Origin of the sequence: Streptomyces sp. NBC_00654, from assembly GCF_026341775.1 — a bacterium.
Classification (GTDB): Bacteria; Actinomycetota; Actinomycetes; order Streptomycetales; family Streptomycetaceae; genus Streptomyces.
In genome coordinates this window covers 141,247-164,399 of record NZ_JAPEOB010000003.1, presented here as the reverse complement: position 1 = coordinate 164,399, position 23,153 = coordinate 141,247, and the positions used below count along the sequence as shown (strand labels likewise).

General features: G+C 72.4%; 19 protein-coding genes. 4 read left to right on the top strand and 15 right to left on the bottom strand.

Annotated features, from left to right (window positions below):
• Positions 1 to 20: 20 nt before the first annotated feature.
• The 3 genes from orn to OHA98_RS33125 all read right to left on the bottom strand — a co-directional run bounded on the left by orn (position 21) and on the right by OHA98_RS33125 (position 2,552).
• Positions 21 to 623, bottom strand: coding sequence for an oligoribonuclease (orn, locus tag OHA98_RS33135; RefSeq protein WP_266931249.1), 603 nt, complete (start codon positions 621 to 623; stop codon positions 21 to 23).
• Between the two features lie 10 nt (positions 624 to 633).
• Positions 634 to 1,860, bottom strand: a complete 1,227-nt coding sequence (locus OHA98_RS33130) for a helix-turn-helix domain-containing protein (RefSeq protein WP_266931248.1) — start codon at positions 1,858 to 1,860, stop codon at positions 634 to 636.
• 434 nt (positions 1,861 to 2,294) lie between these two features.
• Positions 2,295 to 2,552: a hypothetical protein gene (locus tag OHA98_RS33125; protein WP_323179685.1), complete on the bottom strand. Its 258-nt coding sequence runs from the start codon at positions 2,550 to 2,552 to the stop codon at positions 2,295 to 2,297.
• A gap of 380 nt (positions 2,553 to 2,932) precedes the next feature.
• On the opposite strand from OHA98_RS33125, the gene OHA98_RS33120 reads away from it, so the two are divergent.
• Positions 2,933 to 3,454 carry a universal stress protein gene (locus OHA98_RS33120; RefSeq protein WP_266931246.1) on the top strand — a complete coding sequence of 174 codons (522 nt, stop codon included), beginning with the start codon at positions 2,933 to 2,935 and terminating at the stop codon, positions 3,452 to 3,454.
• A 449-nt stretch (positions 3,455 to 3,903) separates the two neighbouring features.
• Here the strand turns inward: OHA98_RS33120 and glmS are convergent, their stop codons facing one another.
• The 3 genes from glmS to OHA98_RS33105 form a co-directional block, all read right to left on the bottom strand.
• Positions 3,904 to 5,733, bottom strand: coding sequence for a glutamine--fructose-6-phosphate transaminase (isomerizing) (gene glmS / locus OHA98_RS33115; RefSeq protein WP_266931244.1), 1,830 nt, complete (start codon positions 5,731 to 5,733; stop codon positions 3,904 to 3,906).
• A gap of 43 nt (positions 5,734 to 5,776) precedes the next feature.
• Positions 5,777 to 6,052, bottom strand: coding sequence for a hypothetical protein (locus tag OHA98_RS33110; protein WP_266931243.1), 276 nt, complete (start codon positions 6,050 to 6,052; stop codon positions 5,777 to 5,779).
• An 86-nt stretch (positions 6,053 to 6,138) separates the two neighbouring features.
• Positions 6,139 to 7,059, bottom strand: coding sequence for a DUF4429 domain-containing protein (locus OHA98_RS33105; RefSeq protein WP_266931242.1), 921 nt, complete (start codon positions 7,057 to 7,059; stop codon positions 6,139 to 6,141).
• A gap of 132 nt (positions 7,060 to 7,191) precedes the next feature.
• Here OHA98_RS33105 and OHA98_RS33100 point away from each other — a divergent pair, with 132 nt between their 5' ends.
• The gene (locus OHA98_RS33100) at positions 7,192 to 8,808 is read left to right on the top strand and encodes a beta-N-acetylhexosaminidase (RefSeq protein ID WP_266931241.1); all 1,617 of its coding nucleotides are present in this window, start codon (positions 7,192 to 7,194) and stop codon (positions 8,806 to 8,808) included.
• A 772-nt stretch (positions 8,809 to 9,580) separates the two neighbouring features.
• Here the strand turns inward: OHA98_RS33100 and OHA98_RS33095 are convergent.
• The 8 genes from OHA98_RS33095 to OHA98_RS33060 form a co-directional block, all read right to left on the bottom strand.
• Positions 9,581 to 10,426 carry a siderophore-interacting protein gene (locus tag OHA98_RS33095; RefSeq protein WP_266931240.1) on the bottom strand — a complete coding sequence of 282 codons (846 nt, stop codon included), beginning with the start codon at positions 10,424 to 10,426 and terminating at the stop codon, positions 9,581 to 9,583.
• A 318-nt stretch (positions 10,427 to 10,744) separates the two neighbouring features.
• Positions 10,745 to 11,029 carry a hypothetical protein gene (locus OHA98_RS33090; RefSeq protein ID WP_266931239.1) on the bottom strand — a complete coding sequence of 95 codons (285 nt, stop codon included), beginning with the start codon at positions 11,027 to 11,029 and terminating at the stop codon, positions 10,745 to 10,747.
• Positions 11,026 to 11,385 (bottom strand): hypothetical protein, encoded by a 360-nt coding sequence (locus OHA98_RS33085; RefSeq protein WP_266931238.1) that lies wholly within the window; start codon positions 11,383 to 11,385, stop codon positions 11,026 to 11,028. The genes OHA98_RS33090 and OHA98_RS33085 overlap by 4 nt, the downstream gene beginning before the upstream one ends.
• Positions 11,382 to 12,023, bottom strand: coding sequence for a GNAT family N-acetyltransferase (locus OHA98_RS33080; RefSeq protein WP_266931237.1), 642 nt, complete (start codon positions 12,021 to 12,023; stop codon positions 11,382 to 11,384). The genes OHA98_RS33085 and OHA98_RS33080 overlap by 4 nt, the downstream gene beginning before the upstream one ends.
• A 175-nt stretch (positions 12,024 to 12,198) precedes the next feature.
• Entirely contained in the window at positions 12,199 to 13,365 is a 1,167-nt protein-coding gene (locus OHA98_RS33075) for an acyl-CoA dehydrogenase family protein (RefSeq protein WP_266931236.1), read from the bottom strand.
• An 8-nt stretch (positions 13,366 to 13,373) separates the two neighbouring features.
• Positions 13,374 to 14,330 carry a hydroxymethylglutaryl-CoA lyase gene (locus OHA98_RS33070; RefSeq protein WP_266931235.1) on the bottom strand — a complete coding sequence of 319 codons (957 nt, stop codon included), beginning with the start codon at positions 14,328 to 14,330 and terminating at the stop codon, positions 13,374 to 13,376.
• Positions 14,327 to 16,288 carry an acetyl/propionyl/methylcrotonyl-CoA carboxylase subunit alpha gene (locus tag OHA98_RS33065; protein ID WP_266931233.1) on the bottom strand — a complete coding sequence of 654 codons (1,962 nt, stop codon included), beginning with the start codon at positions 16,286 to 16,288 and terminating at the stop codon, positions 14,327 to 14,329. The genes OHA98_RS33070 and OHA98_RS33065 overlap by 4 nt, the downstream gene beginning before the upstream one ends.
• Before the next feature lie 7 nt (positions 16,289 to 16,295).
• Entirely contained in the window at positions 16,296 to 17,918 is a 1,623-nt protein-coding gene (locus OHA98_RS33060; RefSeq protein WP_266931232.1) for a carboxyl transferase domain-containing protein, read from the bottom strand.
• A 99-nt stretch (positions 17,919 to 18,017) separates the two neighbouring features.
• Between OHA98_RS33060 and OHA98_RS33055 the strand changes: the two genes are divergently transcribed.
• Both OHA98_RS33055 and OHA98_RS33050 read left to right on the top strand, forming a co-directional pair.
• Complete coding sequence (locus OHA98_RS33055) at positions 18,018 to 18,638, top strand: TetR/AcrR family transcriptional regulator (protein WP_266931230.1); 621 nt, start codon at positions 18,018 to 18,020, stop codon at positions 18,636 to 18,638.
• A gap of 212 nt (positions 18,639 to 18,850) precedes the next feature.
• Positions 18,851 to 20,068, top strand: coding sequence for a DUF418 domain-containing protein (locus OHA98_RS33050; protein ID WP_266931229.1), 1,218 nt, complete (start codon positions 18,851 to 18,853; stop codon positions 20,066 to 20,068).
• 16 nt (positions 20,069 to 20,084) lie between these two features.
• Here the strand turns inward: OHA98_RS33050 and OHA98_RS33045 are convergent, their stop codons facing one another.
• On the bottom strand, positions 20,085 to 23,144 hold the full coding sequence (locus tag OHA98_RS33045) for an acyltransferase family protein (RefSeq protein WP_266931227.1): 3,060 nt from the start codon (positions 23,142 to 23,144) through the stop codon (positions 20,085 to 20,087).
• Between the last annotated feature and the right edge of the window lie 9 nt (positions 23,145 to 23,153).

Genomic DNA, 23,153 nt, shown 5'->3' with positions numbered 1-23,153 from the left:
CCGTGACCTGGGCTGTCGTCCTACGCCGGAGGCAGCACGTGGCGCGCCGCGATTTCCTTGGCGCGTTCCGAGTCCGGGCCGGGCTGCGGCACGAAGACCGCCTCCCGGTAGTAGCGCAGCTCCGCGATGGATTCGCGGATGTCCGCCAGGGCCCGGTGGTTGCCGCTCTTGGCCGGGCTGTTGAAATACGCCCGCGGATACCAGCGGCGGGCCAGCTCCTTGATGGAGGACACGTCGACGATCCGGTAGTGGAGGTAGCCCTCCAGCGTCTGCATGTCCCTCGCCAGGAAGCCCCGGTCGGTGCCGATGGAGTTTCCGCAGAGAGGGGCCTTGCCCGGCTCCTTCACGTGTTCGCGTACGTATGCCAGGACCCGCTCCTCGGCGTCGGCCAGGGTGGTACCCCCGGCCAGCTCGTCGAGGAGACCCGAGGTGGTGTGCATCTGCCGCACCACCTCGGGCATGGTCTCCAGGGCCGCGTCCGGCGGGCGGATCACGATGTCCACCCCTTCACCGAGCACGTTCAGCTCCGAGTCGGTGACCAGTGCGGCCACCTCGATGAGTGCGTCGTCCGCCAACGAGAGCCCGGTCATCTCGCAGTCGATCCACACCATGCGGTCGTTCATGCGCCCCACCCTACGGGGCGCTCCGCTGTCCCGGCAGGGCCGGGCGCCCGTGAGCGTACGCGTCCGGACCCGGTACGGAGTGGTCCCCGGCGCCCGCCGATGCCGCGCTCGCGAGCGGCATCGAACCTGCCCCGGACGGGGCCATGCCCCGGCGGCCGGACGGTGAACCCTGGGAGGGCACGACCGTCTCGATCGCCGTGGAGGACTCCGCCATTCCCCCTTGCGGACGACGGGCCCGATAGGCGGCCCGGTACGCGGCGGGGGAGGAGCCGAGCTGGCGGCGGAAGTGCCCGCGCAGCGCGACCGGGGAGCGGAAACCGCAGCGCCCCGCGACCTCGTCGACCGAGTAGTCGGAGGTCTCCAGCAGCCGTTGCGCCTGCAGCACCCGCTGGGTGATCAGCCACTGCAGCGGTGCGCTTCCGGTGAGCGAGCGGAACCTCCGGTCGAAGGTCCGCCTGCTCATATAGGCACGCGCCGCCAGCGTCTCCACGTCGAACTGCTCGTGAAGATGCTCCAGGGCCCAGGCCACGACCTCGGCGAGCGGGTCGGAGCCGATCTCTTCAGGTAAAGACCTGTCGAGGTAGCGCTCCTGGCCGCCACTGCGCCGTGTGGGCACGACGAGCCGGCGGGCCAGTGCCCCGGCGGCCTCCGTGCCGTGATCCGTACGCACGATGTGCAGACAGAGATCGATCCCGGCAGCCGTCCCGGCCGAGGTGAGCACATCGCCGTCGTCGACGAAGAGCTCACGCGGATCGACGTGCACCGACGGATAGCGCTTGGCCAGCGTCGGTGCGTACATCCAGTGCGTGGTCGCCGGGCGGCCGTCCAGCAGACCTGCGGCCGCGAGCACGAAGGCCCCGGTGCACAGTCCGACGATGCGGGCACCCTCCTCATGGGCGCGGCGCAGCGCGTCCAGTGCCTCGGCGGGCGGCGCTGAAGTGATCGAGCGCCAGGCGGGCACCACCACGGTGCCGGCCCTGCTGATCGCCTCCAGGCCGTACGGCGCGGTGAGTTCGAGTCCGCCCGTCGTACGCAGCGGCCCTTCCTCGCCGCCGCAGACCAGCAGGCGATAGCGGGGAACTCCCGCGTCCTGCCGGTCGATTCCGAAAACGGAGAGCGGGATGGAGCTCTCGAAGATAGGGCCACCACTGAACAGCAGCACGGCTACGACTTCCCGGCGTCGCCGCCCGGTCAGTTTTCGTGCGGCCTCCGTTGCGGTGGCGGAGTCCTGGCTCATGACGCTAAGCCCCCCTCGGTGTTCGCGTCTCCCTGGTCCTTACGGGCCTGTCGCTCCTGCACGTTTCCCCTCGGTATTGCACGGGTCCCCAGCCATCGATACCCATGATCGAATCTACTGTGTCCCGCAGTCCCGACGTGAACACGTTCCCCCACCGGCACTATGTCGACAAGGCAACTTGGCGCGAAGCATTCGATCACGAAGCGTTCCACTCGCGGGCCGCGCAGGGAAGTGCGCCTCGCGATCATGGCCCGTCCGCGTTGGGTGAAAGCGTACCGCGCGGTCTCTTCCTGCCTGGCGGCAAGTGGGTTGGTCGGCCATATCGCCAAGGATTCGGCGCAGATGTGAAGTTGGCTGAAAAGTGGTGGTTGTGTGAGCGGTTCCGGTCACGCCCGGCGCACAACTACTCGCCTCGCGGCCGCTGCAGTGCGCTCCTAACGGCCGCTCCGCTGTGCTCCTTCGGCCGCCCGGAGTGTGGCGCGTTCGGACCGGCGCAACAACAGCCGGCACACTGCCGTGACAGAGGCGAGACCGAGCGCGGAGACGGTGGCATTACCGACCGATGTGCCGTAGACGACCAGAACCGCCGGGACGAGCAGACCCCCGAACACCGCCCAGCGGACACCGTCGCCCGCCGGATCGGACACCGCGTCGCGGCTCTGCTCGGACGAGGGTCCCGGCGGGGTCGGCACAGCTTTGCTCCCTGAGGTGGCGGTGAGGTGGCACGGTGTGACGATGTGGCTAACGGAGACCGTTCGAAGGGGTCACTCCCCGGTGCGCCGATTCACTTTCGAGTGCTTCCGTACGGCCCCCAAAACAGGGCGACCGGCCTCCTCCGGCCGCCGAACCGCTCGGTGTAAGACACAACCGGCATTGCCATCCGGGGCCGCCTCGGGCATGCTCCCTCCAACGTCGCGCGCGCTTTTGCGGGGGTCTGGGCAGTGGAGGAGTGGCGCCGTACCCTTGGGGGTAGGGGGTTGGGAAGATGATTCCCGGACACAGCTACACCGCTCGCTGATGCACCTCCCCAAGCCGCTCCCTCCTCACGAGGACTCTCTTCGCCGAGACATCGATGGCCGGTCACGAAATCCCTGAACCCGCAGACCGCAAGCAGGTAGCCGACCCACTGTCGGAGCCGCAGACGGTCGAAGAAACATGCCATTCCTGCGATCCCGCCTTCCGCCACGGCGTCGTGGTCGGCTTCGACGGCTCCACATCCAGTGAACGGGCCCTCGCCTACGCCATCGGCATGGCCTGCAGATCCGGCTCCGGTCTGATCATCGTCCATGTCGCCAACCGGCTGCCGACCACTGTCTGGGCGGGCTGCGAGCCGCCCGTGTTCGTCGATGTGCCCGATCACCGCACCGAGGTCCTCGGGCTCGAACTGGCCTGCGCGGACTACCTCTCCGACGTGCCCTGGGTGCTGGTCGAGCGCGGCGGCGACATCTGCCACGAGCTGGAGGAGGTCGGCCGCGAGTATTCGGCCGACGCCATCGTCGTCGGCTCCACGCACGGCATCGTCGGCCGGATCTTCGGCTCGGTGGCGGGCCGTCTCGCACGCCGCGCGCAGCGCCCGGTCATCGTCATCCCCTGACTCCGCCGCCGCGCCCCGCCGCCGCGCCCCGCCGCCGCGCCCCGCCGCGGCGATCCCACCGGAGGCACCCCACCGACGTGAGGCATCGGGCGTCGGGCGGCGGGTGTCGGGCCGGTCTTCGGGCGCCGGACATCAGGTGCGCTGCGCCGTGGCGCGTGGCGCCGTACCGGCAGACGAAGCGTCACAAGGCCCTGGAAGGCGCCTGGTTGGCCGCTGGAGCGCTCGGCGCGGCGGTGGGCGCCTTCTCCCGGCCCCGCGGGGTCCACGGGCCTCTCGTGCCCCCCGGGGCCCGTCGTGACCCTCATGCCCCTCGGGCCGCCACACGCCCTCGCCCTCCGCCCCCTGCTGCCCCTCCCGGATGCCGGAGAGCCGCCCCGCGATCCCGGGGAAGGGGTGCGGGGCGGCTCTCCATGGATGCCGTTGCGAGGCGGGGCCGTGGCGCGGGGCGGCTACTCCACCGTGACGGACTTCGCCAGGTTGCGCGGCTTGTCGATGTCACGGCCCATGGCCAGCGCCGTGTGGTAGGCGAAGAGCTGGAGCGGGATGCCCATCAGGATCGGGTCCAGCTCGTTCTCGTTCTTCGGTACGACGATGGTGTGGTCGGCCTTCTCCTGCTCGCGGTGGGCGACGGCGAGGATACGTCCGCTGCGGGCCTTGATCTCCTCCAGCGCCGCTCGGTTCTTCTCCAGCAGGTCGTCGTCCGGGACGATCGCGACGGTGGGGAGCTCCGGCTCGATGAGCGCGAGCGGGCCGTGCTTCAGCTCCGAGGCGGGGTACGCCTCGGCGTGGATGTACGAGATCTCCTTCAGCTTGAGGGAGGCCTCCAGCGCGACGGGGTAGCCCCGCACACGGCCGATGAACATCATCGACCGCGCGCCCGCGTACTCCTCTGCCAGCTTCTTGATCTCGTCCTCGGATTCGAGGATCTCACCGATCTGCTCGGGCAGCTTGCGCAGGCCCTCGATGATCCGCCTGCCGTCGGCGACCGAGAGGTCACGGATACGGCCCAGGTGCAGGGCGAGCAGCGCGAACGCGACGACGGTGTTGGTGAAGCACTTCGTGGAGACGACACAGACCTCGGGGCCCGCGTGGACGTACATGCCCCCGTCGGCCTCGCGGGCGATCGCGGAGCCGACGACGTTGACGACGCCCAGGACGCGCGCGCCCTTGCGCTTGAGCTCCTGGACGGCGGCGAGCACGTCGTACGTCTCACCGGACTGGGAGACCGCGACGTACAGGGTGTCGGGGTCCACGACCGGGTTGCGGTAGCGGAACTCGGAGGCGGGCTCGGCGTCCGCGGGGATGCGGGCCAGCTCCTCGATGAGGCCGGCGCCGATCAGACCCGCGTGGTACGAGGTGCCGCAGCCGAGGATCTTGATCCGGCGCACGCCCCGCGCCTCGCGGGCGTCCAGGTTGAGACCGCCCAGGTGCACGGTGGAGAAGCGGTCGTCGATCCGGCCCCTCAGCACCCGGTCCACGGCGTCGGCCTGCTCGGAGATCTCCTTGTGCATGTACGTGTCGTGGCCGCCCATGTCGTACGACTCGGCCTCCCACTCCACCGTGGTGGGCGTGGACGTCGTGGTCGAGCCCTCCGTGGTGTACGTACGGAAGTCGTCGGCCTTGAGGGTGGCCATCTCGCCGTCGTCCAGGGTGACGATCTGGCGGGTGTGGGTGACCAGCGCGGCGACGTCGGAGGCGACGAACATCTCCTTCTCGCCGATGCCGAGGACGACGGGGGAGCCGTTGCGGGCGACGACGATCCGGTCGTTGAAGTCGGCGTGCAGGACGGCGATGCCGTAGGTGCCCTCGACGGACTTCAGCGCCTCGCGGACCTTCTCCTCCAGGGTGACGGCCTGCGAGCGGGCGATCAGGTGGACCAGCACCTCGGTGTCGGTCTCGGAGAGGAAGACGACCCCGTCCGCGACGAGCTTCGCACGGAGCTCGGAGGCGTTGTCGATGATGCCGTTGTGGACGACGGCGACCTTGTTGTCGGCGTCCAGGTGGGGGTGGGCGTTCTCGTCGCTCGGGGCGCCGTGGGTGGCCCAGCGGGTGTGGGCTATCCCCGTGGTCCCGGCGAACCGCTTGGGGACCCGGGACTCCAGCTCGCGGACCCGGCCCTTGGCCTTGACCGTCTTCAGGGTCCCGGCCTTGCCGGCCGCCGCCTTGCCCGTGATGACGATGCCCGCGGAGTCGTAACCCCGGTACTCCAGCCGCTGCAGGCCCTCCAGCAGCAGTGGGGCGACATCACGCTTCCCGATATAACCGACGATTCCGCACATAGAGTCTCTGCCCCTCCATCGACGTACAAAGATCAGACCGTGCTCAGCCGTAGACGATGCGGCGCAACTGGCGGAGCGAGAGCTCCGGCGGCGCCACCGCGCGGTGCGGCAGCTCGGCCGCGATCCGCTCGAAGATCTCCGCGTTGACCAGGCCGCCCGATTGCAGTTCGCGGTGGCGGCGCCGGACGAAGTCGTCCGTCGTCTCGTCGAAGTACGCGAGCACGTCAAGGATCACCCGGGCCGCTTCACCGCGCTGGAGCGCGCTGGAGCGTACGAGGTGGTCGATGAGGTCGTCGTGCGACGAGCGGCGTTCAAGCACTCGTCGATACTGCGCGGAGCGGAGGGCTTATGCAAGAAATCTGCCCGATATCGGGCAGAGGGTGCTGGGAGGGGATGCCAATCGGGTCAGAGGCGCTTCAGTACGGCCTGCTTCGCCGCGCCGAACTCCTCATCGGTGAGCACTCCGGCCCGGTGCAGCTCGCCGAGCTCGCGCAGCCTGCGCAGCAGTGCGTCGTGATCGTCGGCGTCGCCGGTGGCGGGGGAGGGGGAAGGGGGAGCGGCCGGTGGGGCGGAAGGGGAAGGGGGAGCGGCCGGTGCGGCGGCGGTCTCCCCGGGCGCGCCCGGGGTCTCGCGTGTGTTCGCCAGCCGCATCAGCACCGCCGCCGCGACCAGGACCGCGGTGTTCTCCTTCTTCGACATGCCCCACAGGTCCAGCGAGTACGGGTCGAACTTCGGCGGCGCCGTGACCGGCCCGCGGTCCAGCTCGAAGCGCAGGTAGCCGTTCTCCAGGCCGAGGGACGGCAGCCAGCGCACGCCCCGGACCGCCGACACCGGGAAGGAGACCGCGCCACCGGCGGTCTTCGACTCCTCGGCCTTCCAGTTCCAGGTGAGCCGCACGGTCTCCCCGTCGAACGAGGCCGTGCCGTCCCCGCCGCCGCCGGACACCGGGAGCGAGGGGCCCGGCAGCAGGAAGCGGTCCACCGGGCCCTCGGGCACCTGCTCGATCAGCAGGGCGTTGCGCACCTCGTCGACGAAGTACTCGGCGACGCCCGTGCGGTCCTTCTCCACCGTGAGTACATAGGGGTCCGCGCCGTCCTTGAGCCGGCCCTCCGCGGCGAGCAGCACCGGGCAGGCCCCGCCGCGCAGCCGTAGCCGCAGTCGGCCGCCCTTGCGCTCCGACTCGAACGAGATGCCTGCCAACGCCTGTACGGGTATGGCGAGTTCGCCGAGTCCCTGGCGTACCGGATGCGCCTTGCCGCCCGGCACGATGCGCACCGTTTCGCCGTCGAAGGTCCACGTTCCGTCGCGCTGGATGATTTCCGCCATGCCGGTGATTCTGCCAGCAGCCCATGCCGAACTTGGTCTAGTCCTTGACGGGTCCGCGACCACCGCGATACGGATGGTGACCGTTCGGTTGCTCAGAAGAAGCGCAGGTGACCCCGTCGAAGGGACCGGCTTGTGACACAGCACAGAACGCTTCCCCGCCTGTTCGGATCGCTGCTGCTCGTCGTGGCGGCCGGCGTCTCGGGCATCGGAGCCGCGCCCGGCGGCGGTACGGGCCCGGGGCACGCGGACGCACCCCGGCCGCTCGGGCAGCTCGTGCCCGTCCCCGCCGAGGTGGTGCCGGGCGGGTCCCCGTACGCCATCACCGCCGCGACCACGATCCGGACCGTCGGCGGCTCCCGCGAGGTCCGCGAGATCGGCGCGTATCTGGCGGACCTCCTGCGGCCCTCCACCGGTTTCGCGCTGCCGGTCACCGACCGCGACGGCCCGGACGGCATCCGGCTGGATCTCGGGGACGGCGTCCCCGGCCTGGGTGCGGAGGGCTATCGCCTGCGGTCCGCCCAGGGCTCCGTCACCATCACCGCCCGCGAGCCCGCGGGTCTCTTCCACGGCGTCCAGACACTGCGGCAACTGCTCCCGGACCGGGTGGAGGAGGACAGCCGGCAGGACGGGCCCTGGCGGATCGCGGGCGGTACCGTCACCGACTTCCCGCGCTACGCCTACCGGGGCGCGATGCTCGATGTCTCGCGGCACTTCTTCTCGGTCGCCGAGGTGAAGCGGTACATCGACCAGCTCGCCCTCTACAAGCTGAACAAGCTCCATCTGCACCTCTCCGACGACCAGGGCTGGCGCATCGCCATCGACTCCTGGCCCCGGCTGGCCACCTACGGCGGTTCCACCGAGGTCGGCGGCGGACCCGGCGGGTACTACACCAAGGACGACTACAGGGAGATCGTCCGGTACGCGGCCTCCCGCTATCTGGAGGTCGTCCCGGAGATCGATCTGCCCGGCCACACCAACGCGGCCCTCGCCTCGTACGCCGAGCTGAACTGCGACGGCATCGCGCCGCCGCTCTACACCGGCACCGAGGTCGGCTTCAGCTCGCTGTGCGTCCCGAAGGCCGTGACGTACGACTTCGTGGACGACGTCGTACGCGAGCTGGCCGCGCTCACGCCGGGGAAGTACGTCCACATCGGCGGCGACGAGGCGCATTCCACCAGCGACGAGGACTTCACGGCCTTCATGGAGAAGGCCCAGGCGATCGTCGGCGAGTACGGCAAGACCGTGATGGGCTGGCACCAGCTCACCGGGGCCGAACCGGTCGACGGGGCCGTGGCGCAGTACTGGGGCTACGACCGGACGGGCGCGGCCGAGCGGCAGCAGGTGGTGGACGCCGCGAAGGCCGGCACCAAGCTGGTGCTGTCGCCCGCGGACCGGGCCTACCTCGACATGAAGTACACGAAGGACACCGAGCTGGGGCTGTCCTGGGCCGGGCTGGTCGAGGTGCGGCGGTCCTACGACTGGAATCCGGCGGCCTGTCTCGCCGGTGCGCCGGAGGACTCCGTCCTCGGCGTCGAGGCACCGCTCTGGACGGAGACGCTGACCGACAGCACGGAGATCGAGCAGATGGCCTTCCCCCGGCTGCCGGGGGTCGCGGAGCTGGGATGGTCGCCCGCGGCGACGCACGACTGGGAGACGTACAAGGTGCGGCTCGCCGCCCAGGGGCCGCGGATGACCGCGCTCGGCATCGGTTTCTACCGGTCGCCGCAGGTGCCGTGGGCCGCGCCGTGACCGGCCGGCGTCGGCGCCGTACGCGTCGGAAGGCGCGAGAACCGGAGGCGTGAGTACGGGAACGAGTGCGCGTACGGGAACGAGTGCGCGTACGGGTACGGGAAGGTGAGCGGTGAGCGCCCGTAGGGCCTTGGGTCCGGGCGCTCACCGGTTTGTGGGGGCCCTGTCAGGGCCTGGTTCCTCTCACGGCACTGGAGACCGGCGGGACCCGGTCGTCGGAACCCGGCCGTCAGAATCCGGTCGCCGGGGCCCGGTGGAGGTGGCCGGTTCCCTGGTCGGCCGGTACGCGGTTCCGGCCAGGGCCGACGCGTGCCCCTCCGTGCGCTCCGGTACTGCCTCCGGCGTACGCCCGCGCGTGCGGCGCGGGCCGAGGGACAAGCGCGGTGCGTCCGCCGCTAGTTCGGATCGGCGCAGGTGGCGGCGGACCGTAGCCGTGCCGACCTGCCCCTGGTCCGGTGGGAGGGGCCGGCGCGGAGAGGCGGCAGCCGATCGTGGCGTCGCCTCCGTGCGCGGCGCGGCGGACCTTGCCGAGGAGTGCGGGGTCCGTCCGCCGCACATGGCCGAATTCGTCGGGCGTTCTGCGGCCGAGCGGTCTGTTTGTAGTGGTCCGGCGGCCGGGCTGCCCGCCGGAAAGCGGGCGGGCCCTGTCGGTGAGGGGGACCTCCGGGCGGAGAAGGAGGAGTGAGGGTCGCGATGTGTAACTAAGGTTAGCCTAACCTATCCATGGTGGTGATGTCCCTCGCCCTCCCCGGAACGCGCGAAGCCGCCCGCCTCAGGCGTCCTCGGTGGCCGCTTCGGCGCGCAGCTGCTCCTCGCTGAGCCCGCGCCGCCAGTAGCCGACGAAGGTCACGCGCTTGCGGTCGAACCGCCGCTCCTGGACGAGATGGCGGCGCAGCGCCCGCACCCCGGAGGACTCGCCCGCGATCCAGACGTACGGCGTTCCCCCGGGCAGTTCGGCGGCCCGGACGGCGTCCACGGCGGACGGGGCGCCCTCGCTCCGTACGAGCCAGCTGATCCTGGCCCTGGCCGCGGTGTTGAGGGCCTGGCGGTCCTCGGTGCGCGGGACGTCCAGCCAGACCCGGGCGGTCATCCCGGCGGGCAGCCACTCCAGGGCGGCGGCCGCGGCGGGCAGAGCCGTCTCGTCGGCCCAGATCAGCACCCAGTCGGTGTCCTGCGGCGGCCGGAAGCGGACGGCCGTGTTGTCCTCGACGGCGGGGCCGAGCGCCTTGATCAGCTGCCCCGGAGCGGCCGCCATCGCCCAGCGGCAGGCGGGACCGCCGTCCTCGTGCAGCGCGAAGTCGATGTCGACCTCGGTGGGGCCGTCGCCCGTACGGCGCTGCGCGCGCACCGTGTACGAGCGCATCACCGCCCGTACGTCCTCCGGCAGCGCCCGCCACCGGGCGAACCAGTCCTCGCCGGTGGGCAGTACCGGCTCGGGCTGCCCCGGGTGCGGCAGGAACAGGGACAGGCTCTGGTCGCGCCCCCCGGCGGCGAACCCGTCGAGCCCCGGCCCGCCGAAGGTGACCCGGAGCATGGAGGGGCCCAGCCGTCTGGACCGGAGCACGGTCAGGCCGAAGAACCGGAAGGGGGCGATGGCGGGTGCGGGGGCAGTCGTCATACGGAGTTCCTCCGGAACGGGCGGGGCCCGCGGGCGCACGGCCCGGCCCCGGCAGCGGTGCGCCTGTGGTGCGCCGGCGGTGCGGTCGGCGTACGGCCGTGGTGCGATGGGCGTACGGGCCGTGACGCGTCGCCGGTGCGGCAATCCGAAGGAAGGTTAGCCTACCCTTTGTGAGTTGTGGAATGGGTGGCCGACCGGAATGGGTGGCCGACCGGAATGGGCGGCCGACCGGAATGGGCGGCCGGAGGAATGGCGGCGGGGCGTGACCACCGGCCCGCCCCCGCCCTTCTCACCCGCACATGAATGGCCGGACAGAACTCAGACGCAGGTGCTCGTCTCCGGCGTGCAGAACGTGACCTGCGGGTAGTGCGTGGAGGGCTTGTCCAGGAGGGGCTGGGGCCGGTGGCGCAGGTGCAGTTCGAAGAACGCGCGGGTGTACCTGCGGGTGATCTCCGATACCCGGGCGGCCGGCAGGTCGGCGCCGAGGTCGATTCCCAGTTGCTCGGCCGGCAGCCCGACGTCGGTGAAGGAGGCGTGTTCTGCTCCGGCGGACCGTGCCCATCGGCGGCCAGGGGTTGTACGGGGGTACGCGCGCGGCGTCACCAGACGATGACCCCGCCGCCCACCGCACGGGCCCGCTCTCCCGCGGCGGCGATGTTGGCCAGCCGCTGGGCCACGTAGTCGGCGCGGTATCCGCCGTGCGCGGCCAGGGCCTCGGTGTGCGGGCGCAGCAGCTCGCACTCGGCGAGGAAGTCCGCCACCTCCTCCGGCTCGACGAGCAGCATGTCCGTCGCGAGCCGGGGCAGGAAACGGGCCCCCAGCGCCCTGGCCGGCTCCGCGCCCCACAGCCGCGTACGGCAGCTCTCGAACCCGGCCATGTCCCGCCCGTCCGGCGGATCGTCGAGGAAGTCCCAGGCCCCTTCCTCGCCCGGCAGATACGTGTGCACCAGCAGCGTCATGCGCCGAAGTCCCCCCGGCAGGCGTCGAGCCCCTCGACGGTGACCGGGATGCTCCGGTGCTCCTCCCAGCGGGCCCGCTCCAGCCGCAGCCGTCGCAGGGTGACGGCCCTGCCGCGTACGGCGGTGACCTCCAGGCCGTCCGGTACGTAACCGAGCCGCCGCGAGACGCCGAGCGAACGCGGGTTGTCGGTCATCGCGCTCGACGTGGCGCACCGGGCCCCGAGCCCGGCGAAGGCCAGATGGAGCGCGGCGGCCCGCATCTCGGTGCCGATGCCCTGCCCCTGGTGCGCGAGCCCCAGCCAGGAACCGGTCGTGACCTCCCGGGTCACGGCGAAGTCCCGCCCCATCACGTCCTGTCGCCCGACGACTTCGCCCTCGTGCAGAACGGCGAGGCTCAACGCCCAGTTCTCCGCCGACCAGTTCGCCACCGTACCCAGTACATGCAGGTACACGGCCCGCCCGACCTCCTCGGGCGAACCGTCGGTCCACGGCACGGTGAAGGGCATGGCGTCCGGCGCGTGCACCCCGTCGGCGGCGACCGACGCGAGCTCGTCGAGCAACTCGGTCCCGGGGAGGCGCAGTTCGAGGCGGGGGGTGCGGATGCGGAGGCCGTACAGGGGCCAGTGTCGAGGCGTCATGACGGGACTCTGCCGGGCGGCGGCGGGCGGTGTCGAGCGAGTTTCCGTACGTCGGCGCAGTGGCGCGGTCCGCCGCACCGGACCGGGGCTGCCGTCCGCTGCCGTACACCCGGTTACGGCGGCGGAACGGCAGAGCGGGTCCGGTCTCGCGGACGGCGGCCCCGGCCCGGGTGGCTCAGGCCGGCAGCCCCAGCTCGCGGGCGATCAGCATCCGCTGGACCTCGCTCGTGCCCTCGCCGATCTCCAGGATCTTCGAGTCGCGCCACATGCGGGCCACCGGGTACTCGTTCATGAAGCCGTAGCCGCCGTGGATCTGGGTCGCCTCGCGGGCGTTGTCCACCGCGACCGTGGAGGAGTACAGCTTGGCGATCGCCGCCTCCTTCTTGAACGGCTCGCCCGCCAGCAGCCGGGAGGCCGCGTCGCGCCAGCCGATGCGGGCCATGTGCGCGCGCATCTCCATGTCGGCGATCTTGAACTGGATCGCCTGGTTGGTGCCGATCGCTCTGCCGAACGCGTGCCGCTCGGCGGCGTACTTCACCGACTCGTCCACACAGCCCTGCGCCAGGCCCGTGGAGAGGGCGGAGATCGCGATCCGGCCCTCGTCCAGGATCCGCAGGAACTGCGCGTAGCCGCGGCCCTCCTCGCCCAGCAGGTTGCCCGCCGGGACGCGGACGTCGGAGAAGGACAGCTCACGGGTGTCCGAGGAGTTCCAGCCGACCTTGGAGTACGGGGCGGCGACGGTGAAGCCGGGGGTGCCGGAGGGCACGATGATCGAGGAGATGCGCGGGGCGCCGTTCTCCTTGCGGCCGGTCACCGCGGTGACCGTGACCAGCTCCGTGATGTCCGTACCGGAGTTGGTGATGAAGCACTTGGAACCGTTGATCACCCACTCGCCGGTCGCCTCGTCGAGGACCGCCGTCGTGCGCGTACCGCCCGCGTCGGAGCCGCCGTCCGGCTCGGTCAGGCCGAACGCGCCCAGCGCCTCGCCCGAGCAGAGCTTCGGCAGCCACTGCTGCTTCTGCTCCTCGGTGCCGAAGCGGAAGATGGGCATCGCGCCCAGCGAGACCCCGGCCTCCAGGGTGATCGCCACCGAGGAGTCGACCCGGGCCAGTTCCTCCAGGGCGATGCCGAGGGCGAGGTAGTCGCCGCCCATGCCGCCGTACTCCTCAGGGAACGGCAGCCCGAACAGGCCCATCCGTCCCATCTCGCGGACGATCTCGTACGGGAACTCGTGGCGCTCGTAGAGGTCGCCGATCTTCGGGGCGACCACATCCTGTGCGAACTGCTCGACGGTGCGGCGCAGTTCCTCGTGTTCGGGGGTCAGTCGGTGATCCAGGGCCATGGTGGTCTTCACTCCTTGTGGGAGAGCGCGCGGACGGTACGGGAGGGGCTGGGGCGGCCCAGCTGTTCGGCGAGCCACACGCTCGTGGCGACGAGCTCGTCGAGGTCGACCCCGGTTTCGATGCCGAGGCCGTGGAGCATCCACACGAGGTCTTCGGTGGCGAGGTTTCCCGTCGCGCTCTTCGCGTACGGGCAGCCGCCGAGGCCGCCGGCGGAGGCGTCCACGGTGCTCACCCCGTGCTGGAGCGCGGCGAGGGTGTTGGACAGCGCCTGGCCGTACGTGTCGTGGAAGTGCACCCCGATGGTGTCGGTGCGCACGCCCTTCTCGTTCAGCTCGGTCAGCAGGGTCCGGACGTGGCCGGGGGTGGCGACGCCGATCGTGTCGCCGAGCGACAGCTCGTCGCAGCCCAGGTTCATCAGTGCCTTGGCGACCCGGACGACCTGGTGGACGGGCACGGGCCCCTCCCAGGGGTCGCCGAAGCACATCGACAGATAGCCGCGCACATGCACCTTGTCCGCCTTGGCACGGGCCACCACCGGCTCGAACATGGCGAGCGACTCGTCGACGGTCCGGTTCAGATTGCGGGCGGCGAAGGTCTCGGTCGCCGAGCCGAACACGGCGATCCGGCGGGCCCCGAGCGACAGCGCCCGGTCCAGTCCGCGCTCGTTCGGTACGAGGACGGGCAGTGCCACATCCCCGATGTCCGCGATCTCCCCGAGCAGGGGGTAGAGCTGCTCGGCGTCGGCCAGCTGCGGCACCCAGCGGGGGTGCACGAAGCTCGTCGCCTCGATCGTCGCGAGCCCGGCCACGGCGAGCCGGCGGATGAACTCCGCCTTCACCTCCGTGGGGACGACCGCCTTCTCGTTCTGGAGGCCGTCGCGGGCCCCCACCTCATGGATGCGGACCCGGGCCGGCAGGTCCGGGGCGGGCACCTCCATGGGCAGCCCGAGCGGTTGCGCGGTCATGATTCCTCCCCGGTCACGGGTACGGCGACGGGTGCCACCACGGCCAGGATCTGGTCCATGGCGACCGTGGCTCCGGCGATGACGTCCAGTTCGGTGACGGTGCCGGCGTGCGGGGCTGAGATGACGTGTTCCATCTTCATCGCCTCGACGACCAGCAGGCTCTGCCCGGCCGCGACCTCGTCCCCGACCGCCACCTTGACCACCGTGACCGTGCCCGGCATCGGCGCGGCCAGCGTGTCGGCCCCTGCGCGGGCGGCGCCGCTCAGGGACGCCTCCACCGGGTCGTGGTCCTGCACGTGCCAGGTGTCGCCGTCGCGGCCCAGCCAGTGGCCGCCGCGGTGGAAGTGGTGCGTGACGCCGTCCAGTTCGACCGTGACCCCGTGCGGGGTGACGGCCGACGCGTGGGGGGCGGCGCGGTCGGCCGGCTCGCTGCCCGCGACCCGGAGCGGGAACGTCAGGGGGGCCGCCCCGCCGCCCGTGCGCCAGCCGTTCGGCACGGAGAAGGGGTCCGTCCAGCCGTCCGCGTCAGGCCGGGGGGCCAGCGCGTCGAGCCGCAGCGCGGCCGCCGCCGCGTACACCTCGTCCGGCACCCCGTCCGGGACCAGCCCGTCCGCCTCGCGTTCCACCAGACCGGTGTCCAGATCGCCCGCCACCACCGCCGGGTGGGCCAGCAGGCGGCGCAGGAAACCCGCGTTGGTCGGGACGCCCAGGATCACCGTGTCCGCGAGGGCGGCGCGCAGCTTGCGTACGGCGGTGGCGCGGTCGGGGCCGTACGCGATGACCTTCGACAGCATCGGGTCGTACAGGCTGCCGACCGGCACGCCCTCGCTGAGCCCGGAGTCCGTCCGCACCCCGTGGCCCTGCGGCTCGCGCAGCGCGAGCACCGTGCCGCCGGAGGGGAGGAAGCCGCGCGCGGGGTCCTCCGCGCAGATCCGGGCCTCGATCGCGTGCCCGGTGAGGGTGATGTCGCTCTGGGCGTACGGGAGGTGTTCGCCCGCCGCGACCCTCAGCTGCCACTCGACCAGGTCGAGACCGGTGATCAGCTCGGTGACCGGGTGCTCGACCTGGAGGCGGGTGTTCATCTCCATGAAGCAGTACGCGGCGGGGTCGTCGCCCGGGACGATGAACTCCACCGTGCCCGCGCCGACATAGCCGCAGGAGCGCGCCGCCTGGACGGCCGCCTCGCCCATCGCCGCCCGGGTCTCCTCGGTCAGCAGGACGGACGGCGCCTCCTCGATGATCTTCTGGTGGCGGCGCTGGAGCGAACACTCGCGCTCGCCCAGGTGCACCACCTGGCCGTGCGCGTCGGCCAGCACCTGGATCTCGATGTGGCGCGGCCGGTCGATCCAGCGCTCCACCAGCAGGGTGTCGTCGCCGAACGAGGCGCGCGCCTCGCGCCGGGCCGCCGCGATCTCCTCGGCCAGCAGCGCCTCGTCCCGGACCAGCCGCATGCCCTTGCCGCCGCCGCCCGCCGAGGGCTTCAGCAGCACCGGCATGGCGATCTCGCGTGCGGCGGCGGCCAGTTGGGCATCGGTGAGACCGCTGCCGGAGGACCCGGGCACCACCGGCACCCCGGCCGCCGCGACGGTCTCCTTGGCCCGGATCTTGTCGCCCATGAGGGAGATCGCGGAGGCGGGCGGCCCGATGAAGACCAGCCCCGCGTCCGTGCACGCCCGCGCGAAGTCCGCGTTCTCGGCGAGGAATCCGTACCCCGGGTGCACGGCCTGCGCGCCGGTGCGGCGGGCCGCGTCCAGCAGGGCGTCCACGCTGAGGTAGCTCTGCGCGGCGGGCGCGGGACCGATCCGTACCGCTGTGTCCGCCTCCCGTACGTGCCGGGCGTCGGCGTCCGCGTCGCTGAAGACGGCGACGGAGCGCACACCCAGCTCGCGCAGGGTCCGGATCACCCGGACGGCGATCTCGCCGCGGTTGGCGACAAGAACGGTGTCGAACATCGTCATCTGTTCCTCACATCCGGAAGACGCCGAAGCCGGGCCCGGCCGGGTCCTTCTGGGGCAGCGGGGCGTTGGCGCAGGCCGTCAGTGCGAGCCCCAGCACCTGGCGGGTGTCCAGCGGGTCGATCACACCGTCGTCCCAGAGCCGGGCGGTGGCGTAGTACGCGTTGCCCTGGGTCTCGTACTGCTCGCGGATCGGCGCCTTGAAGGCGTCCTCGTCCTCGGCGCTCCAGTCGTCGCCGAGCTGGTCGCGCTTGACGGTCGCCAGGACGGAGGCGGCCTGCTCCCCGCCCATCACGGAGATCTTGGCGTTGGGCCACATCCACAGGAAGCGGGGGCTGTAGGCCCGGCCGCACATGGAGTAGTTGCCCGCCCCGTAGGACCCGCCGACCACCACGGTCAGCTTCGGCACCCGTGTGCAGGCCACCGCCGTGACCATCTTCGCGCCGTGCTTGGCGATGCCGCCCGCCTCGTAGTCCCGGCCGACCATGAAGCCGGAGATGTTCTGGAGGAAGACGAGCGGGATGCCGCGCTGGTCGCACAGCTCGATGAAGTGCGCGCCCTTCTGGGCGGACTCGGAGAACAGGATGCCGTTGTTGGCGACGATGCCGACCGGGTGGCCGTGGATACGGGCGAAGCCGGTGATCAGCGTCGTGCCGTACTCCGCCTTGAACTCCTGGAACCGCGAGCCGTCCACGACCCGGGCGATCACCTCGCGCACGTCGTAGGGCGTCCGGGAGTCGACCGGCACCGCCCCGTACAGACCTGCGGGGTCGACCTTCGGCTCCTCGGCCGGCCGTACGGACCAGGGGAGCGCCCCGCGCTCCGGCAGGGTGGCCACGATGTTCCGGACGATCCGCAGCGCGTGCGCGTCGTCCTCCGCGAGATGGTCGGTGACCCCCGACGTACGGGAGTGGACCTCGCCGCCGCCCAGCTCCTCGGCCGTGACGACCTCACCGGTCGCCGCCTTCACCAGCGGCGGACCGCCGAGGAAGATCGTGCCCTGGTTGCGGACGATGACGGCCTCGTCGCTCATCGCGGGGACGTACGCCCCGCCCGCCGTGCAGGACCCGAGCACCGCCGCGATCTGCGGGATGCCGGCCCCCGACATCCGGGCCTGGTTGTAGAAGATCCGCCCGAAGTGGTCCCGGTCGGGGAACACCTCGTCCTGCATCGGCAGGAAGGCCCCGCCCGAGTCGACCAGATACAGGCACGGCAGCCGGTTCTCCAGCGCCACCTCCTGGGCGCGGAGGTGCTTCTTCACGGTCATCGGGTAGTACGTGCCGCCCTTGACCGTGGCGTCGTTGGCGACGATCACGCACTCCCGGCCGCTGACCCGCCCGATTCCGGCGATCACCCCGGCCGCCGGGGCGGCGCCCCCGTACAGCCCCTCGGCGGCCAGCGGGGCCAGCTCCAGGAAGGGCGAGCCCGGGTCGAGCAGGGTGTCCACCCGCTCCCGGGGCAGCAGCTTGCCGCGCGCCACATGCCGGGCGCGGGCCTTCTCACCCCCGCCGAGCCGTGCCGTGGCGAGCCGCGTGCGCAGCTCTCCGGCGAGCGCGTGATGCGCCGCCTCGTTGGCCTGCCAGGCCTCCGAGGCGGGATCGGCCGCGCTCGCCAGGACCGGTGCCTGCTGCATCGTGTCGAGCCCCCTTGCCCGTACCGCGATAGTTAATGAGCGTTAACGCATTGCGTTCAGGTTAACGAGCGCTAACGGCCCTGTCTAGAATGAATGCCCATGAGCACCCATGCCGCCGCCCGCGTCGCGGCTCCGACCCGCCGCGAGCAGATCCTCCGGGAGGCCGCCCGCCTCTTCGCCGAGCGCGGCTTCCACGGCGTCGGCGTCGACGAGATAGGGGCCGCCGTCGGGATCAGCGGCCCCGGTCTGTACCGCCACTTCCCCGGGAAGGACGCGATGCTCGCCGAGCTGCTGGTGGGCATCAGCGAGCGCCTGCTGGAGGGCGGCCGGCTCCGTGTGTCGCAGGACGCGGCCGACGGGGACGGCTCCCCCCGGGCCCTGCTCGACGCGCTCATCGAGGGGCACATCGACTTCGCTCTGGACGACCGCCCCCTGATCACCCTCCACGACCGTGAGCTGGACCGGCTGCGCGACACGGACCGCAAGCGGGTGCGCCGGCTCCAGCGCCAGTACGTCGAGGTCTGGGTCGGCGTCGTCCGCGAGCTCTACCCGGACGTTGCCGAGGACGAGGCCCGGGTCACCGTCCACGCCGTCTTCGGCCTGCTGAACTCCACCCCGCACCTGGCCCGCCCCGAGGCCCTTCCCGACCGTGCGGCGACGGCGGCGCTGCTGCACCGGCTGGCACGCGGAGCGTTCGAGGCGGCGGCCGCTCCGCGCTAGCGCGCGCGGGCGACAGCGGGTTCGGGCGGCCGGCGGTGGGTTCGCGGCAGCGCGCGGCAGCATCGGCCGCCGGTTCGCGCCGGCGCGCGGCCGGCGGTCCCCGGCGCCCTCGACGGGCAACCCCGAGGGGCGCGACCGCGTCTCCCCGCGGGGGACGAGCGGCACCGCCATGCCCCGGGACGACCGCAGGACGAACGAGGGGGACCCGACGGATGGCCGTCACACACTCGCGCCAGGAACCGGCCGCACCCCTGCGGCAGCGGATCGTGGAGGTCGACGCCCTGCGCGGCTTCGCGCTCTGCGGGATCTTCCTCGCCAACGTCATGGTGATGTCGGGGATCGAGGGCACGCGCGGCGGCGGCCCGCTCACCGATGGTGTGCACTACACCGCGCTGTGGCTGGTCACGATGTTCGTGCACACCAAGTTCTACCTGCTGTTCTCGTTCCTCTTCGGCTACAGCTTCACGCTCCAGATGACCTCGGCCGAACGCGACGGCGCCCGCTTCGCACCGCGGACGCTGCGCCGGCTCCTCGGCCTGTTCGTCCTCGGTGTCCTGCACGCCGCCCTGCTCTACCCCGGCGACATCCTCACCACGTACGCCGTGCTCGGCCTGATCCTGTTCGCCGCCCGCGACGCCGGCCCGGCCAGGATGTGGCGCGCCGCCCTGTGGGTGTACGGGGCCGTGGCCGCCCTCTACCTGCTCGCCGCGGCGGGCGTCGCGCTGCTGGACCCGGCCGACGACGGCGAGGCCGCCGAAATCGCCGCGCGGGCCGCCGACCTGACCGCCGCCTACCGGGGCGGCGCGGGTGATGTGCTCCGCGCGAACATCGGGTCCTGGCCGGACATCCTGGTCGGGCTGTTCATGATGGGCGGCATGGTCGTCACCGCGTTCCTGGTCGGCTACGCGGCGGGCAAGCGCCGCCTGCTCACCGGCCTCGTCGGCCGCACCGACCGGCTGCGCCGGATCCTCCTGGTGGGACTCCTCGTGGGCCTGCCCGGCGGGGCGCTCATGGCGGCGGGCACGGTCGGGCCGATGTCCGCCCGCTGGGAGATCCCGATGTTCGTCGTCGGCATGGTGACCGCCCCGGCGCTGACCGCCGCCTACGCGAGCGGCCTCCTGCTCTGGTTCACCACCCCGCGCGGCGCGGCACTCGCCGCCCGGCTCGCCCCGGCGGGCCGGATGGCCCTGACCAACTACCTGACGCAGTCGCTCGCCATGGCCCTGGTCTTCACCGGCTACGGGGCCGCGCTGTACGGCAGGGTGGGCGCGGCCACCGTCCTGGCCGGGGCGCTGCTCTTCTACGTCTGCCAACTCGCCGTGTCAGCCCGGCTGATGCGGCGCCACCGGCTCGGCCCGGTGGAGTGGCTGCTGCGCGCGATGACGCTGTGGGGCCGGCCCGGACGACGGCCGGCCCGGCCCCACGCGTAGAGCCCGCGGACAGCCTCTACCGCCCGGCGGCGACCCCCTTTCGGGCCGAGACGGTGACGTGGTCGACGCGCATCGGGTGGCCGGGCTCGGTGGCCGGTCCGGGAGCCGCCCCGTCCGCGAGCGGGAGCTTGCCGCCGACGGCCACGTTCAGGATCAGGAACACCCCGTGGTCCACCGCCCGCTTCCAGGTACCGGCGTCCATCGAGGCGGCCGTCACCCGGTGGTACGCACGCCCGTCCAGATACCAGCGGACCTCCTCCGCGCCGGGGGAGCGGTCGACCTCGACGGCGTACGAGTGGAACTCCGTACGGCAGCCGGGGCACGGCTGCGGCCCGGACGTCCGCCCCACCGGCTCCTCGCAGGGGCCGCCCTCCATGACACCGCAGTGCATGCTGCCGAAGACGGTGTCCCGGCCGTTGACGGACTCCATGATGTCCAGCTCCCCGACCCCCGGCCACCCCGTGTAGCCGTCACGCAACGGCGCGCCCAGGGTCCAGAAGGCCGGCCAGTAGCCCGCCGCCCCGGCCCCCGTGACATCCGGCAGCGCGATCGACGCCTCGATCCGCAGCACCCCGCCGGTCGGCGGCGCGAAGTCGGAGCGCCGGGTCTCGATCCGGCCCGAACTCCACTCGCCCGCCTTCCTGGTGGGGACGATCTCCAGCGCGCCCCTCCCGTCGAGCCGGACGTTGTCGGCCGAGTCGGTCATGGTCTCGATCTCCCCCGTGCCCCACTGCGGCGCGGGGCAGCCCGGGTAGCAGGTGCCGAGGTCGTACTGCCAGTGCGCGGCGGACGGGCGGCTGCCCGCCGGACCGTCGAAGTCGTCGCGCAACAGCTCGGTCCAGCCGCCGGCCCCGGGGGCGGCGGGGCCGCTCGGCGCGGGCGTTCCCGATACCCCGGGTACGGGCAGCGCCCCGGCCTCGCCGAGCAGCCGCTCCAGCCGGGGAGCCAGCACGACGGCGGCCGCATTGGTCAGATGGGCGTCGTCCCGGTAGAGCAGGACCCTGTCCCGTACGGCGGGGCAGTCCGGCCCGTTCCCCGGGCACAGCACGGGGTTCACGCTGATGCTCCGTACGCCGGGCAGCGCGCCCGACGCGATCCGCCGGGCCAGCGGATCGGCCGGCACGGCGTCCTTCCGGGCGAACGCGCACGCGCCCGGGTCCCCGGGGCTGCCGGAGACACACGCGGGGACGTCCGTACCGGGTACGGGGGTGTCCTCGATGTAGACGATCGGCACCCCGAGCGCGCGCAGCGGCTTCAGCGTCTTCTCCCAGCCGTCCGCGAGGAGTCCGGGGTCGGCGGTGTAGCGGTTGAGCGAGGAGATCACGATGAGCCTGGGCTTCGGCTGCTCCCGCAGCCGCTCCAGCGCGTCCGCCCGCCAGACGTCGCACTCCCGGTAGACGCGGCCCAACTGGGGACTGTCCACCGTGAGCCGGGGCAGCGGGCAGCCCTGCTTCACCAACTCCTGGAGCGCCCAGCCGCGTTCGGCGGCCAGCGCGAGCATCGGGGAGAACCACTGCCCGGCGTGCGAGTCGCCGAGCAGCACGATCCGGTCCGGGCTGTCCGTCGCGCCGAACAGGCACTCGGGGCTGCGGGTCACGGCGGGCGCGACCTCGCAGGCGCCGTCCGGCGGGAAGTCCTTCCGCGCCTGTACGGGGTTGGGCACCACGGGCCCGCCGGCGAGCGGCGCACCGGCGTCCCGGGCCAGCAGCGAGGGCCCGGCGGCGGCACCCGGCGGAAGCCCTCGCAGATCGACCGGGGTGGCCGGGCCCAGCAGCCGGAGCGTCGTGGTGCCCACCACCAGCGCCAGCACCACCGGGAGGATGATCGCCGAGACGCCCACCGCCAGCCCGCGCCGGGGCAGTTCGGACACCGTACGGCTGCGGCGCAGCGGCTGCTCCACCCAGCGCAGGGTGGCCAGCGCGGGCAGCGCCGATGCCAGGGTCAGCGCGGTCCGCGCGGGCCAGCCGAGCACCCCGAACCGGGCTTCGGCCAGTACGAGCACGGGCCAGTGCCACAGATAGAGGTTGTAGGAGAGCCGCCCGACCGCACGCGGTGCGCGCCCCGCCAGCAGCCGCCCCACCCCGTACGGCCCCTCGGCGAGGCGCTCGCCCCGGCCGGGGATCGCGGCCAGGATGACGGCCGCCGTGGCCAGGGTCGGCACGAGCGCGGCGTACCCGGGGTACGGGGTGCTCGCGTCGTACGACAGGACGCACCAGACGATCGCCCCGGCCCCGGCCCAGCCGCACAGCAGACGCAGCGGGCGCGGCCCGCGCATCAGGTGCCAGGGCAGCAGGGCGAGCAGCGCCCCGGCCCCGAACTGCCAGACCCGCGAGGGCGTCCCGAGGTACGCCAGTGAGACGGAGGAGCCGGTCCAGTGCAGGGACAGGGCGAACGAGCCGAGCGCCAGTACCGCCGTGACCAGGGCCACGACACCGCGTACCGCCCGTCCCCGGCGGACCGCGCGGGCCGCACCGATCACGATCACCGCCAGCAGCGGGGCCCAGAACAGATAGAACTGCTCCTCCACCGCGAGGGACCAGAAGTGCAGCAACGGGCTCTGGCCGTGCCCGGCGGCGAGGTAGTCGGTCTGCTGGGAGACGAACCGCCAGTTGGCGACGGACAGCGCCGCCGCCACGACGTCGTACTCCAGGTCGGTCCGCCGCAGCGGTACGGTCAGCCAGGCACCGGCCACCGCCACGGCGGCGAGCACCACGGCGGCCGAGGGCAGCAGCCGCCGGGCGCGGCGGGAGAAGAAGTCGCCGAGCCGGATCCGGCCGGTGGTGATCGCCTCCCGGACCAGCAGTCCGGTGATCAGGTAGCCGGAGATGACGAAGAAGACGTCCACCCCGACGAACCCGCCCGCCATGCCGGGTATCCCGGCGTGGAAGGCGAGGACCGCGAGCACGGCCACCGCGCGCAGGCCCTCGATGTCGGGCCGGAACGTGGACCGGTGCGGGCTCGGCCCGGATTCGCCGCCTGGACCGGTGGGACCGGTGGGACCGGCGGGACCGGCGGTGGGAGGTGCGCCGGGCGGGACGCCGTTGCGGCGCCGGCGCGGGGTCACGGGGAACGGCATGGAGATGAT